The following is a 14,362-nucleotide window of genomic DNA, read 5'->3' on the forward strand; positions in this document are numbered from 1 at the left end:
TTTTGGAGGCTGAGTCGCCTTTAGGAAAACAGGCCGGCTTGCTTGCTTGGGCAAGCTTGGCTCAGGCGGACTTGTTGAGCGTACGGCCCATGATGGCTTGCGTCAGGGCGTCAATGACTTCCGCGTTGGCCAGCGGATTCTTGATCAGGGTGAAGTCGACGTCGCCAACCTGCGGGAGGTCGAAGCGGGTGGTTATGACTTTCAGGTCCTCCGGAACCAGCGACGACGGCATGACAGCCACCCCGATTCCGGCACGGACCGCGGCGAGGACACCGCTGATCTGCTTGGTGCTGCAGGTGATGCGCCAGGTGCGGCCCGCGGCCTCAAGGGCGTCGAGGGCAAGTTTGCGGCTCAGGCTCGGAGCCGGATAGGCGATGATCGGCACAGGTTCCCCGGGGGCCAGGACGGTCTGCTCCAGGCCTACCCAGGAGAATGTGTCGTGCTTGACCACCGTGCCGTCCTTGGCTCCGGCAACCCACTTCACGAAAACCAGGTCCAGCTGCCCTGCGTTGAGTCGCTTGTAGAGCTGATCGCTCTGGCTGACGGTGAGTTCGAGGTTGATCTGGGGGTAGAGCTGCCGGAATTCGCGGAGGATACGGGGGAGGCCCGTGATGGCGAGGTCATCCGCAGTGCCGAAGCGGAGCCTGCCGCGCATAGCCGAGCCCGAGAAGTAGCGGGCGGCGGAGTCATGCGCGGCGAGGATGCTGCGGGCGAAGCCTGCCATCGCATCGCCGTTATCTGTTAGCCGGACCTCCCTGGTGTCGCGGGCTACCAGGACACGCTTGGCCGCTCCTTCTAGCTTCCTCACGTGCTGGCTGACCGTGGGCTGGGCCAGGCCGAGCCTCTCGGCGGCCTTCGTGAAACTCAACGTTTCGGCCACTGCCAGGAAGGAGCGGAGCTGGACGGGTTCGAACATAGATACTCCCTCTTGGGCTTAGCGGCGCGGGACGCATTACGTACCGTAATCCTAGTTATAACCGCCATATGCTTCCACAATCGCTTCGGGCAACCCTAGCGTTAAAGCCATCCGAACGAAACCGAACAACGACCCTTACTAGAGGACTAACTGTGGCACCGCCTCCGCCCTCCGCGGCAACCGTCAGCCAGCCAGCCATCGACGCCCTGTCAGCCACCGATTCCCTGTCACCCACCCAACAGTCACCGGACGCCGTAACCCAGCCCATCGCCGTCGTCAGCGAACGCTTGCCTTGGCGTCACACCTTCATTTCCCTCAAGGTTCCCAACTTCCGCATCTTCGCCATCGGCCACTTCATCGCCGTCATCGCCGTCTGGATGCAGCGCATCGCCCAGGACTGGATGGTGCTCCAGCTCTCCGGCTCCGTCACCGCCGTCGGAATTACCGTGGCCCTTCAGTTCCTTCCCTCGCTTTTCCTGGGGCCATGGGCCGGCATGATGGCGGACAGGTTCGCCAAGCGGAAGATCCTCATTCTCTGCCAGGCCGTCGCGGCGGTCCTCGCCGCCGCCCTGGCCACGCTGTCGCTGACTCAGGTGGTCCAGGTGTGGCACGTCTACGTGATCGCCCTGCTGCTCGGACTGGTCACGGTGCTGGACCAGCCGGCCCGCCAGGTTTTCGTCAATGAACTGGTAGGCCCGACCTACCTGCGCAATGCCATCAGCGTGAACTCAACGACGTTCCAGCTCGGAGGCCTGATAGGCCCCGCCCTCGCTGCCGTCCTGCTGACCGCCGTCGGCGCTGGCTGGGCCTTCGCCGCCAACGCCGCGGCCTGCTGCTCAACAGTGACCATGCTCCTGCTGCTGCGCAAGGACGAACTCTTCATCAGCGCCCCGGCGCCCAAGCGCAAGGGCATGCTGAAAGAGGGCCTTCACTACTCCCTGAGCAAGCCCACCATCTACTGGCCATGGCTTATGGTCGGCTTTATCTCGGTTTTCGCGATGAGCCTGCCGGTGCTGCTGGCCGCCTTCGCGGACAGGGTGTTCGACGCCGGTGCCGGGGGCTACGGCCTGCTGAACGCGCTCGTGGCGCTGGGCGCCATGTCCGGAGCGGTCGCATCCACGCGACGGCGCCAGTTGCGCTTGCGCTCTGTAGTGCTGGCTGCCGGAATGTACGGTTTCATGCTGTGCCTGTCCGTGCTGGCACCATCCCTGCCATGGTTTGGCGCGGCGATGGTCCTCTCCGGCTTCTGGTGCCTGATGTTCCTCACAGCGGCCAACCAGCTGGTTCAGACAAGTGCCAATATGAGCATTCGGGGCCGCGTTATGAGCCTTTACATCATGGTCCTCATGGGCGGACAAGCGGTCGGCGGCCCGATGATCGGCTGGCTCGCTGAGCACCTGAATCCCCACGCGGCACTCCTCGTGGCCGGCGGTGTCCCGGCGCTTGCGGCGGCGGTTGTCGCCGTCGTTCTTGCCCGCAGGTCCGCGCTCAAGATCAAGGTGGACCTGCGGGACCGTCGCCGGCTACTGCGGATCGTCGCCCAAGCTTAGGGAAGGCCTAGGGGCTGCTCATTCTGCCGACTGGGGGGCCGGCCGCCCATGCGTTACCCGATGCGTTACCCGTTCGATGGCATCGTTGATATCTCCGCTATGGCGTTCCACGGACTCCAGATAGAAGCGGGAGGAGGTGATCACCCCTTCCGCCACCTGGAACACCACAACGCCTGCCATTTCGTGGCTGCTTCCGTCCCGGCGGGATCCGCTCAGGGACCACTCGGTCCAGATCCGGTCTCCGGAAACGCTGTGCGACAGCAGGCGAGCCTTGAGATCGGGTACGGCGGCGAAGAGCTGTTCCCAGTTGCTGCGGACCTGCTCCCTGCCGGTGAAGCTGCGAACAGGATGTGCGGGCGTTTCATTGATATAGCCCGGCGCGAAGCATTCGGCCAAGGCATCGTAATCGTGTTTGTTCGTTGCTTCCAAAAGCCGGTTGATGGCGGCGACGGGACTGGGATCGACGTCTTTGATAAGGCTCATCATGGATCTCCCGTTCAAGCTTCGCGACTGCGGGATATTTGTATCTTCGAGTGTAGGCTTCGGCGCTTCCGGGGTCAGCCCTTCAGTCTCCGAGGTCAGCCCTTGAGCCGGATTGAGGATGCCGGGGGTCTTGGAGCGGGCGACGGGAATCGAACCCGCGTATCGAGCTTGGGAAGCTAGCGCTCTACCATTGAGCTACGCCCGCATTGCCCCGGCCTGAAGCTGAGGCAGATCCCAGCTTAGCGCAGATTTCGGCTACTTCCCGACCACTTCGTTACTGCTCGACGTCGACCGTGTCGGGTTATCGTCCAAGCGCGCCTGGCACTTGCGGGGGCAGCTTCCAGGAGGGCATAACCTTTCGGTAAAGGCGCGATTCAGAGGTGTCCCCGAGGTCCAGGCGCTGGCTATTCTGAACGCGATAGCTGCAGTGTGGGGAACGGGCTACAAAGAAGGAGCCGTAGCCGAAAGAGGAGTCCATGGCATTTGCAGTGTATGAAGTGCTGATTGAGCGTGACGCCATGACCGTCTACGACTTCGTTGCCAACGGGCTGAACAACCCCTTGTGGCGTTCCGGCATCCGGAGCATCGAACTTCTCTCCGGTTCCCCCGGGCAAAAAGGCGCGGTGTATCAGCAGGCCCTTATTGGCCCCGGCGGACGTCCTGTTGCCGCGGACTTCGAGATCGTTGAGGCGCGTCCCGGAGCGGAAGTGCGCTTCGCCGTCGTCGCCGGCCCTGCCAGGCCCACCGGCGGATATTACCTGAGCACTGAAGGCGAAAGCACCAGGCTGCGATTCGCCCTTGAGTACCAGCCGAAGGGGTTCAAGAAGCTCCTGAACGGCATGATTCAGAAGACCATGGAAAGCGAAGTGGCCCAGCTGGAGAAGCTCAAGGCCGTCATCGAGGCACAGCCCTCTTGAGGCCTGCCGGCCCGGGCCCGTATGTTTTAGGTTGGTAACCGCAGGCCGCGGGAAATCCGGTGATGGCGAGGTGGCCTATTGTTGCAGGGCGATGTCCTGCCCGGCTCCGGTGTCGAGGGCTCATACGGTATTTTTGATGCTGTGCTGATCTCTGACCGCGATATTCGTGCCGAAATTGACTCCCAACGGATTGTCCTCGAACCGTACGATGCCGCGATGGTTCAGCCGTCCTCTGTGGACGTCCGGATTGATCGGTTCTTCCGGCTGTTCGACAACCACAAGTACGCCCACATTGACCCTTCTGAGGAGCAGCCGGACCTGACTCGCCTCGTGGAGGTGGACGGCAACGAGCCGTTCATCCTGCACCCGGGAGAGTTCGTCCTCGGTTCCACCTATGAGACCGTCAGCCTCCCCGACGACATTGCCGCGCGACTTGAAGGGAAGTCGTCCCTCGGCCGGCTCGGATTGCTGACGCACTCCACGGCCGGCTTCATCGACCCGGGCTTTTCCGGCCATGTCACCTTGGAACTCTCCAACGTGGCCACACTGCCCATCAAGCTCTGGCCGGGGATGAAGATCGGCCAGCTGTGCTTCTTCCGGCTCTCCTCGGCAGCGGAACACCCCTACGGCTCAGGCGATTACGGCAACCGCTACCAAGGCCAGCGTGGTCCCACTGCCAGCCGCAGCCACCTGAACTTCCACCGCACCACGATCTAGTCCCAGAGCTGCGCCAGCGGCGAGGTGCCTGCGCCCCTCCGCCGGCCATCGGCGAGGTGCGAGCTCTCGCGGCTTTCCGCCGTCGAAAGCGCCGAGACGTCGCACCTCGACGACGGCCTCGAGGACGGACTGGGCGCCTGCTGGCCGTCGACCCTTCCTCCACACTGTGGATAACGGATCGATGCGTTTCGGGAGTGCCCAGAATGGGTGAATGAGAAGACCCAGTCCGCTTCTGGAGGCCCTGCAAGGGCGCTCGTTCTCGTTGAAGGAACAGCGCGACGCCGGACTGCCGGCCCATCGTGCGTGGCAGGCTGACCTTCGCGTCGCCAGCCGTGGCATTCGGGTTCCCTGGGATGAAGCACAGGACCTCCTGCACAGCGCCCGACTCCTGACGGACGCCAGTCCCGGCTGTATCTGCTGCCGATCCACAGCGGCGCTCCTCTGGAAGTGTCCCCTGCCCTTCGAGCTGCAGCGGGAACTCACTATCCACCTCACCCAGCGTGACGGGGGCAGCCGCCCTGTCCGCAAGGGCGTTACCGGTCATCGGATGGTGATCGATCCGGCGGATGTGCAGATACTGGATCGCGTTCCCCTCACCAGCCCGGCCAGAACCTGGCTTGACCTGGCGGCGGTACTGCCGCTGGATGACCTCGTGGCAGCTGCGGATCATTTCATTTGCCAACAGTCGCGCAGCTTCGGCCACAACAGGACCGCCCTCTGCACCCTTGAGGACCTGCGAAACCAGGCGGGCGCACACTCCGGCATGCGGGGGATCCGAATTGCGCGTGTTGCCTTGGACCTGGCCAGGGTAGGGGCGGACTCCGTACCGGAAACCAAGTTGCGGCTTGCACTGAGTCGGCAGGGCCTGCCGGAACCGGAGCTGCGTTACGTTGTCTGCGACCCGACGGGTTGGGAGCTGGCATGGCCTGACCTGGCCTATCCGCGCTTTCGCGTGGTGGTCAACTACGACGGCAGCCATCATCTGGAGGCCGCCCAGAAGGAGTCCGACATCCGGCGCGATGAGTCCCTCGCCGCCCTGGGCTGGACGTCCATAACCATCACCGCGGGCCAGGTCAGGGTTTGGGGATTCGACGGCGTCGTTTACCGCGTCCGCGACGCCCTGGTTCGGGGTGGCTGGCGCGAGCGTTGAAGGCAAACATCCTCGCCGAGGTGCGAGCTTTCGCGGCTTTCCGACGTCGAAAGCGCCGAGATCTCGCACCTCGCGGGAATCAGAAGATGGTGTCTGCCTGGTCAGGAATTACGGTTCCGTCGGGCCGCTTGACCGGGCCTGGGATGCCGTCGGGGTTTGTATAGGCCGTCGTCGAGCACGCGTACGGCTCCTCCCGTCGCGGTGCCGGGTCGATGAACATCGGCACAACTACCCAGGCGCCGTCGACGTCGTCGTAGGCGTGGCACATAAGCTCCGCCTTGTTCCGGTTCACTGCAATTCGAGCGGCGGTGGCGTCACCGACGAAGGTGACATCCGTGACGGAATCGCCTGCGGCCAGGAACTGACGCCGATCCGCCGGCGCCTGCTCAAAAGCCGCCAGCCCTTGGATCCCAAAAATCTCCTGGTTGGCCCAGCAGCGCTTGCCATCGATGTAGGTCATCACGGAATCGTCACCGTCCGGCACCCCGCCGCAACCCTTCAGGTGCGTGGTTTGCACGCCATCCTGATACACGCTCCGGACGCCAACAACGTGGTCTGCCCTAATTCCGACCTCCTGGCTCCACACCTTCACCACGGGCTCGGGCGAGGCAGAGACCACCCACGTCTCCACCCCATGGGCCTGCAAAACAGTAATGAGGTCCTTCATTTGAGGATAAATGCGGATGTATCCGTCTACCTCCTGGGTGCCGACGGTCTGCATTTCGCCCTCCGGTGCAGCAAGGTTCTGTTTCTTCGCCTCCCCACCGAAGAAGGCCAACTCCTCTGCGGTATAGCCGGCGGAGAGAGTCGTGCCCCAGGAATACGCGCCGGTGAGGCGGCGTGAGTCGAAGCCCGCGAAAGCGGCCTCGCCGGACCGGGTTGTGTCATTGAGGATGGCGAGGATTTCGTCGGCGCAATCCTGGTCCTTGCTGGTGGGCAACGGTTCTCCGGCGGGGATGTCAGTGCCACAGGCGGCGCTGAGGGCAACCGCAGCCGCATCGGTCAGGTAACGGTCCGTCGTCTTCCAGTCTTGATTCTCCGGCTGAAGGATTTTGTCGTTCCGGAGCATCCAAAAGTTCGTGGCATAGCCGATGTCGTTCTTCACCACGGTGTTGTCCCAATCGAAGATGGCCACCGAAGCCTCGCCATCGCGAACCGTTCCGATGCAGGCACTGTGCGCCTCAATCACTTTCTGCAGGTGTTCACGCACGCCGGCGGGCCAATTCAGCCCCGGGTCCAACCGAACGCACGCTCCCTCCGTAGACCCCTCCTTTCCGGATCCCTTGACCGCGTCGGGTGCCTGAATCGATCCGCAGCCGCTGACGACGGACGCCAAGAGCACGACGGCGAATAGCTTGGGCGAGTGAATACGCAAATGGCCCTCCTTAGGTGTGTGCCTCCTTCAAAAGCCGATGCGTATTCATCGTGGCATGCCGAAAGGAGGAGGCCCACGCGGGGGTCGGGCAGTTCTTTCTATCCAAACGGATAGGCGGAGAATGGGTGGCGGGATGCTTGGCGCGCTCGCCGAGGAGCGAGCTTTCGCGGCTTTCCGACGTCGAAAGCGCCGAGATCTCGCACCTCGGCGAGAGGGGGATTCCTACGGAACAGCCGGAGTTTCCTGGCGGCGGGCTGCCGGGGGCGGAGGGGGACGCAGCGACTTGACCACCGGCTCCACGAAACGCGCCGCCAAGGGTCCGAGGACGGCCATGATGAGGACGTAAGCCGTGGCGAGGGCCACGATTTCGCTCGCCACGCCGCCGGAAGCGACCGCAAGACCGGCGATCACGATCGAGAATTCGCCGCGGGCAACCAGGGCAGCTCCCGCGCGGAAGCGTCCGGGAATCGCTATGCCCGCACGCTTGGCAGCCCAGTACCCCGTCAGGATCTTGGTGGCAGTCGTGACGACGGCAAGCAAAAGCGCAAAGCCAAGGACCGGGGGAATGGACGACGGGTCGGTGTTGAGGCCGAATGCCACGAAGAAAATTGCCGCGAAGAGGTCCCGCAGGGGCTCCAGGATGCGGGTGGCGTTCTGGGCTGTTGCGCCGGAGATTGCTATGCCGAGGAGGAAGGCGCCTACTGCGGCTGAGACCTGGGTGGCGGAAGCGATGCCGGCTACCAGGAGGGCCGCGCCGAGCAGGTTCAGGAGGAAGATCTCCGAGTTCTCACTATGAACCGCCTGCGAGACCCGGTGCCCGTGCCGGAGCGCGACCACAAGCACCACGGAGACGACGGCGAGGGATACGCCTACCGTCTGGAGCCCGCCCAGGAACCCGACGCCGGCGAGGATGGCGGTGAGGATGGGAAGGTAAAGGGCCATGGCCAGGTCTTCGAAGACCAGGATGGAGATCACCACGGGAGTTTCGCGGTTACCGATGCGGCCAAGGTCGGTGATGACCTTGGCCGCGATGCCCGACGAGGAAATATACGTGACGCCGCCCATTACGACGGCTCCCACCAGCCCCCAGCCAAGGAGAAGAGCCACCGCGGCGCCGGGAATGAAGTTCAGCACGAGGTCCAGCACGCCGCCCTGCCAGGAGCGGCGCATGCCCGTGACCAGTTCCTGGGCCGTATATTCCAGGCCGAGCATTAACAGGAGGAGGATCACGCCAATCTCGCCCGAGAGGTGGGCGAACTCCTGGATGCCTTCGAACTTGATCAGGCCGCCAGCGCCGAAGCCCAAGCCACCTACGAGGTACAGCGGTATGGGAGACATCCCGATCCGCTCAGCGAGCCTGGCCAGGAGGCCCAGGCAGAACACAATGGCCCCCAACTCAATGAGGGTCAGTGCAAGTGGATCCATGCGGGTCAGCCGTGGCGCAGAATGTCAGCCGCGGAATCGAGACCTTCCTGGGTGCCGACAGCGATAAGCAGATCTCCCGTGTGCAGGATGACGTCCGGTCCCGGAGACGGGACCACCTCACCTTCACGCATGATGGCCACGATGGACGCACCGCACCGTGTCCGAATCCGTGCCTTCCCCATGGGCTGGTTCTGGAACGGTGAATCCGCAGCGATGGAGAATTGTCGGGTAGAGATTCCCGGGATCTCCTTGTGGTCTTCGGCAAGGCGCATGGCAATGTGTTGCCCGCCAAGCAAATTCCCCAAAGTGGCGGCCTCGTCCGCGGTCAGCGGTATGGAAGCCTGGCAAGTGTCCGGGTCGTCCCAGGTGGAGACGAAAAGTTCCGTCTCGCCTTCCCGGAGCTCAACGACGCCGATACGCCGCCCGGATGCCGTGACGAAGTCCTTGCGGACGCCAAAGCCCGGAAGTTCCGTCTCTTCAACATTCATACCTCCACCCTAGTCCGCTCAGAAGCGATGTGAAATGACATCCGTCACCGCTCGGGAACCACGGCGATGGCGGTTTTTTCGGGCGCCTTCACGGGCAGGAGAACTAGGAGGCCGGCCAGCAGAACCACCATGATCCCCAGGATGCCCCAGCGCTGGGCCTCCCCTTCGGCTACTAGTGGGGTCGCGACGGCGATAGACAAGGTGAAGAGCGACGGCGCCAGGAAGCTCACTGCCCTGCCCGTGGTGGCGTAGAGGCCGAACAGTTCGCCGGTCTCGCCGCTGGGGGCCAGCCGGGCCAGGTAGGCGCGGGACGATGCCTGTGCTGGTCCCACGAACAGGGACAGGAACAGGCCGAACACCCAGAACGTGGTGCTGCCCGCCCACGGGAGGCCGAAGAACACGTAATTGCCGTTGCCGAGGACCAGGATGGCTGTGCCTGACACGAGGAGTCCGATGAGGGAAATAATGATGACCGCTTTGGGTCCGATCCTGTCGTCCAGGAAGCCGCCGATCATGGCGCCTATGGCAGCAACGATGTTGCCGAAGATGGCAAAGAAGATGACTTCCCGCAGTTCGAAGCCGAATGTCCCCGCCGCGATCACGCCGCCAAAGGTGAACACCGCGGCCAGGCCGTCCCTGAAGATGGCACTGGCCAGGAGGAAGAAGATGGTGTGGGGACTGGTCCGGTAGATGGCCTTGACGCGCCGCAGCAACAGCCCGTACGACTCCAGGAATCCGAGCCTGGCCGCGGCGGGACGGGGCGGCAGTTCCGGTACCGCGAAAAGGACCGGGAGGGCGAAGATGAAGAACCAAAGGGCTGAAAATACCGCGACCAGGCGGATGTTCAAGCCGTTCTCTGGTGACGCCCCGAACCACTCGAAGGACGGCTGGACAAAAAGCTGCAGGACGGCCAGCAGCGCCACGATTCCGCCGAGGTACCCCATGCCCCAGCCAAAGCCGCTGACTTTGCCAATGTTCTTCGGCGTGGACACCTGGGCCAGCATCGCGTTGTAGTTGACGCCGGCGAACTCGAAGAACACGTTGCCGAGGGCTATCAGGGAGACGCCGAGGAGGAGGAACTCCGGGCGCGGAAAGACGAAGAAGCACAGCGCCGTCAGGACCGCGACGGCGGCCGTGTTGACTCCCAGCCACAGCTTCCGTCGCCCTCCGGCGTCGGAGCGCTGGCCCGTAACCGGTGCCAGCAGGGCAATCACGACGCCGGCAATCGCCAGCCCCCCGCCGAGCGCGGCCGACGCCGCGTCTTCGCCTCCAAAGGCCTGCGAGGTCAGGTAGACCGTGAACACGAACGTTGTCATGATCGCGTTGAAGGCCGCGGATCCCCAGTCCCAGGCCGCCCAGGCCAGGATGCGTCCCTTGCCTAAGGCCTTTGGACCAGAGGCCAGTTCGGACGCCGAAGGTTGAGCTTCGGGGGCTGCGGCGGTGTTCATAGGCTGAATGCTAGGGCAAGGAGCGGAGTTGGGCAGTCCTTTCGCTTGATAAACTTGGGTCACCGAACCCAACGCATAACCGCCTGCCCCAACTTTCTTGACAACAAACCTGACTTAGCGGAGAAAAAGTGATCCCCGTCCTTGCCGTGACCCTTGTTGCGGCAACTGTGGCGCCCTTGATCTTCGCCAGAATTGGCAGGAACGCTTTCTTTATCCTCGCGGCGGTCCCGGCGGCCGCGTTCGTCTGGCTGCTTTTCCAGCAGGGGGCTGTGTATTCCGGCCAGGCTGGCTTCACCGAGGAAGTGCTTCCCTGGATCCCCGAACTGGGCATTGAACTGGCGTTCCGCATGGACGCCCTTGCCTGGGTGATGTCCCTTCTGATTCTTGGCGTGGGTACCCTGGTCCTGGCCTACTGCGCGCGCTACTTCAAGGACAGGGACCAGTCACTGGGCGTCTTCGGGGCCCAAATGCTGGCGTTTGCCGGCGCGATGTTCGGCCTGGTCACTGCCGACGATCTCCTGGTCATGTTCATTTTCTGGGAACTGACCACCGTGCTGTCCTATCTGCTGATCGGCTACGCACGGACCAGGCTGTCGGCGCGGCGCTCGGCCCTGCAGGCCTTGATGGTGACCACCGCCGGCGGGCTGGCGATGCTCATTGGCCTGATCATTCTGGGCACCACCGCGGGCACTTACCGCCTTTCCGCCATCCTGGCCCAGGCTGCCGGAGGTGCCGGCACTTCGGCAGGTGGCGAAATCCCCGCCCTCGCCACGGGACCGGCGCAGGACGCGGTGGCAACCGCCGTCGTACTTATTCTGGTTGGCGCCATCACCAAGTCCGCCCTGGTCCCTTTCCACTTCTGGCTTCCGGGGGCGATGGCGGCACCCACTCCGGTTAGCGCATACCTGCACGCTGCGGCCATGGTCAAGGCCGGCATCTATATCGTGGCGCGCTTCGCACCCGGCTTCACGGATGCGCCCTTCTGGCTGCCGCTGGTGCTGGGGCTTGGACTGGCCACCATGCTGGTGGGCGGCTACCGCGCGCTCCGCCAGACGGATATCAAGCTCATCCTCGCCTTTGGCACCGTGAGTCAACTGGGCTTCCTCACCATGGTGGTCGGCCTCGGCAAGCCCGACGCCGCGCTCGCTGGCCTCGCACTGCTTGTGGCCCACGCCCTGTTCAAGGCCGCCCTCTTCCTGGTGGTGGGCATCATCGACCACCAAACGGGAACCCGCGACATCCGGAAGTTGTCCGGAGTGTTCCAGTCTTCTCGAGCCCTGGGGATCGTTGCCGCCGTCGCAGCCGGGTCCATGGCAGGCGTCCCGCCGCTGGCGGGGTTCGTGGCCAAGGAATCGGTGGTCGCGGCCTTCGTCCAGTACGGAACGGGCAAAGACTCCGGAGCCTGGTGCGTGGTCCTGCTAGTCGGCCTGGTCCTCGGCTCCATCCTCACCTTCGCCTACAGTGCCCGATTCATGTGGGGTGCGTTCGCCGTCAAGGAGGGCGTTGAGCGTACGCCGTTCAAGGCCATCCGACCCGCCTTCCTGGCCGCTCCGGCAATTCTTAGCCTGCTGACGCTGGTCTACGGCCTGTGGCCGGCTTCCGTGGATGGCTGGATCCAGCCTTATGCGGCGCTGTTTGCGGCCGCCGGTACAGCGCCCGACGCCGGGCCCGGTCACCTGTCGCTGTGGCACGGCCTCACTCCCGCCCTGGGGCTGGCTGCGATCATCTTCGTTGCAGGTACTGTGATGTTCTACGGGCGGAATGTCGTGGCACGGCTTCAGCAGCGGGTGCCGGACTGGATCGACGGCGATCGCGCCTATCAGCACACCATCGGTGCCATAGACGACGTCGCCGTCTGGCTCACCGGGCGTACCCAGCGCGGTTCACTGTACTTCTACCTCGCCGTCATCCTCAGCGTCGCCTTCGCGGTCCCCCTCACAGCCCTGATCATTGCCAACAAGCCGCTGCCCGGGGGGCTCTACCTGGTGGACGGCAATTCCCCGCTCCAGCTGATCGCTGCCGCCGGCATTGTGGTGGGGGCGCTGGCGGCCCTGAAGGCCAACAAGCGGTTCCTGGCTGTCCTCATGGTCTCAGTGACCGGCTACGGCATTGCCCTCATGTTCGCCCTGCAGGGTGCTCCGGACCTGGCCCTGACCCAAATGCTCGTCGAGACGATCGTGCTGGTGGCGTTCGTCCTGGCGATGCGCAGCCTGCCTCCCGAGCTCCGGGACCGCACTGGCGGAAAATACCGCCTGGTTCGCGTCATCATCGGTATCGCGTTCGGTGTCACCATGATCTTCGTCGCCATCTATGCAATGGGAGCCCGGGTTGCGACGCCGGTTTCCCTCGAGTTTCCCCGCCTCGCCTATGAGGGCGGGGGAGGGCTAAACGTGGTCAACGTGACCCTCGTGGACATCCGCGCCTGGGATACCTTTGGCGAGATCGCGGTTCTCGCGGTGGCCGCGACCGGCGTCGCAAGCCTCATCTTCATCCGTGGCCGCGGCGAGCGGCTTCGCGCTTCCTCCAAGGTGGCCGAAGGCAGCGTGGGGCGCCGCATCGGCGTCGTACGCAATTCCCACGACGGCGCCCAGCTGGCTCTCGCGCGGAAGTTCGCCGACGTCGGCCGCAACCCGTGGCTTGTGGCCGGCCGGACGCTTGCCCCGGAACGGCGCTCGATCATCTTCGAGGTAGTCACGAGGCTGATTTTCCATTCCCTGATCGTGTTCTCCCTCTATCTCCTGCTTGCCGGCCACAATCTCCCCGGGGGCGGTTTCGCCGGCGGCCTGACTGCCGGGCTTGCGCTGACCATGCGCTATCTGGCCGGGGGCCGCTTCGAGCTCAGCGAAGCTACGCCGCTCTCGGCCGGAACACTGCTGGGGACGGGCCTGGCGACGGCGGCCGCGTCCGGGTTTGTGCCCCTCCTGCTGGGCGGGCAGGTGTTCCAGAGCGCCATCATCCAGGTCTGGCTTCCCGTGTTCGGGGACATCAAGTTCGTCACCTCCACGATCTTCGACATCGGGGTGTACATCGTGGTGGTCGGGCTGGCCCTGGACGTGCTGCGCAGCCTCGGTGCCGAAATTGACGAGCACTTCGAGGAGACAGCCACCATGGCACCCCCGGACGCCGGGCCGGACGAGGCGGCCGAAGCCGAGTTGGAGACGGAAGCGCGCGTTACCGCCGAAGCCCAGGCCGCAAGTGCCGGCCAGGCTGCAGGGGCCGGAAGGAGCCCGGCAGCCGGCCAGGCCGCAGGCGCCGGACCGGCCGCTGGCGCCGGAGAAGTCGCAGGTGCCGGAAGGAGCCCGGTATGAGCGTCAACCTGACCCTGCTGATTGTCATGGGGGTGCTCTACGCCTGCGGAATCTACCTGATCCTGGAGCGCAGCCTCACCCGCGTCCTGCTGGGGCTCATGCTCCTGGCCAACGCCACGAACCTGCTGATCCTGGCCACGGGCGGCTATGCCGGGCTGGCGCCGTTGTTCGATCAGGATATTCCGTCGGAGGACTATAACGACCCCCTGCCGCAGGCGCTGATCCTCACCTCGATCGTGATCTCGTTCGCAGTGACCGCGTTTATGCTCGGCATCATCTACCGCACCTGGACGCTGGGCCGGCAGGACGAGATCCAGGACGACGTCGAAGACCGCCGCGTTGCCCGCACACCCAGCTTCGACGCTGAGGACGATGCCGATGTTCCCATGGAGACATCGGAGTTCCCCCTTACCGCCGTGGCCAGTCCGGGAACGGCTGCGGAAAGCGACGGCGAGACCGTGACGGCCGGCGCGAAGGAGCTCAGCGCGGACACTGCGGCCTTGGAGGAAAGCCCCGGCTCCCGGAACGTCTCTCGAAACATCAATTTGGAAGGAGGCGAGCGGTGAACTTTGCCGATACTGGGAA

At 64.3% G+C, this 14,362-nt stretch carries 12 protein-coding genes and 1 tRNA gene; 6 read left to right on the top strand and 7 right to left on the bottom strand.

What is annotated here, in order from left to right:
* Nucleotides 1-61: 61 nt before the first annotated feature.
* On the bottom strand, nucleotides 62-916 hold the full coding sequence (locus J7E82_RS01460) for a LysR substrate-binding domain-containing protein (RefSeq protein ID WP_214859657.1): 855 nt from the start codon (nucleotides 914-916) through the stop codon (nucleotides 62-64).
* A gap of 152 nt (nucleotides 917-1,068) precedes the next feature.
* Between J7E82_RS01460 and J7E82_RS01465 the strand changes: the two genes are divergently transcribed.
* Nucleotides 1,069-2,466 carry an MFS transporter gene (locus J7E82_RS01465; RefSeq protein WP_214859658.1) on the top strand — a complete coding sequence of 466 codons (1,398 nt, stop codon included), beginning with the start codon at nucleotides 1,069-1,071 and terminating at the stop codon, nucleotides 2,464-2,466.
* An 18-nt stretch (nucleotides 2,467-2,484) separates the two neighbouring features.
* On the opposite strand, the gene J7E82_RS01470 is transcribed toward J7E82_RS01465, so the two are convergent.
* Entirely contained in the window at nucleotides 2,485-2,949 is a 465-nt protein-coding gene (locus tag J7E82_RS01470) for a nuclear transport factor 2 family protein (protein WP_214859659.1), read from the bottom strand.
* 131 nt (nucleotides 2,950-3,080) lie between these two features.
* Nucleotides 3,081-3,154: transfer RNA gene (locus tag J7E82_RS01475), tRNA-Gly, on the bottom strand.
* A 271-nt stretch (nucleotides 3,155-3,425) separates the two neighbouring features.
* On the opposite strand from J7E82_RS01475, the gene J7E82_RS01480 reads away from it, so the two are divergent.
* From J7E82_RS01480 to J7E82_RS01490, 3 genes are all read left to right on the top strand, one after another.
* Nucleotides 3,426-3,866 carry an SRPBCC family protein gene (locus tag J7E82_RS01480; protein ID WP_214859661.1) on the top strand — a complete coding sequence of 147 codons (441 nt, stop codon included), beginning with the start codon at nucleotides 3,426-3,428 and terminating at the stop codon, nucleotides 3,864-3,866.
* Nucleotides 3,867-4,007: 141 nt separating this feature from the next.
* Entirely contained in the window at nucleotides 4,008-4,583 is a 576-nt protein-coding gene (dcd, locus tag J7E82_RS01485) for a dCTP deaminase (RefSeq protein ID WP_214859714.1), read from the top strand.
* A gap of 211 nt (nucleotides 4,584-4,794) precedes the next feature.
* A complete protein-coding gene (locus J7E82_RS01490; protein ID WP_214859663.1) occupies nucleotides 4,795-5,733 on the top strand; it encodes a DUF559 domain-containing protein in 939 nt (312 codons plus the stop codon).
* A gap of 79 nt (nucleotides 5,734-5,812) precedes the next feature.
* On the opposite strand, the gene J7E82_RS01495 is transcribed toward J7E82_RS01490, so the two are convergent.
* The 4 genes from J7E82_RS01495 to J7E82_RS01510 all read right to left on the bottom strand — a co-directional run bounded on the left by J7E82_RS01495 (nucleotide 5,813) and on the right by J7E82_RS01510 (nucleotide 10,469).
* Nucleotides 5,813-7,108, bottom strand: coding sequence for an HAD family phosphatase (locus J7E82_RS01495; RefSeq protein ID WP_214859665.1), 1,296 nt, complete (start codon nucleotides 7,106-7,108; stop codon nucleotides 5,813-5,815).
* Nucleotides 7,109-7,330: 222 nt separating this feature from the next.
* Nucleotides 7,331-8,533 (bottom strand): cation:proton antiporter, encoded by a 1,203-nt coding sequence (locus tag J7E82_RS01500; protein WP_214859667.1) that lies wholly within the window; start codon nucleotides 8,531-8,533, stop codon nucleotides 7,331-7,333.
* Between the two features lie 5 nt (nucleotides 8,534-8,538).
* Nucleotides 8,539-9,021, bottom strand: coding sequence for a cation:proton antiporter regulatory subunit (locus tag J7E82_RS01505; RefSeq protein ID WP_214859669.1), 483 nt, complete (start codon nucleotides 9,019-9,021; stop codon nucleotides 8,539-8,541).
* Between the two features lie 44 nt (nucleotides 9,022-9,065).
* The gene (locus tag J7E82_RS01510) at nucleotides 9,066-10,469 is read right to left on the bottom strand and encodes an MFS transporter (RefSeq protein WP_214859671.1); all 1,404 of its coding nucleotides are present in this window, start codon (nucleotides 10,467-10,469) and stop codon (nucleotides 9,066-9,068) included.
* A 128-nt stretch (nucleotides 10,470-10,597) separates the two neighbouring features.
* On the opposite strand from J7E82_RS01510, the gene J7E82_RS01515 reads away from it, so the two are divergent.
* Together J7E82_RS01515 and J7E82_RS01520 are read left to right on the top strand one after the other, a co-directional pair.
* The gene (locus J7E82_RS01515) at nucleotides 10,598-13,777 is read left to right on the top strand and encodes a Na+/H+ antiporter subunit A (protein ID WP_214859673.1); all 3,180 of its coding nucleotides are present in this window, start codon (nucleotides 10,598-10,600) and stop codon (nucleotides 13,775-13,777) included.
* A complete protein-coding gene (locus J7E82_RS01520; protein WP_214859675.1) occupies nucleotides 13,774-14,343 on the top strand; it encodes a Na(+)/H(+) antiporter subunit C in 570 nt (189 codons plus the stop codon). Before J7E82_RS01515 ends, J7E82_RS01520 begins: the two co-directional genes overlap by 4 nt.
* Nucleotides 14,344-14,362: the final 19 nt, after the last annotated feature.

Origin of the sequence: Arthrobacter sp. ISL-30 (assembly GCF_018613855.1) — a bacterium.
Lineage (GTDB): Bacteria > Actinomycetota > Actinomycetes > Actinomycetales > Micrococcaceae > Arthrobacter.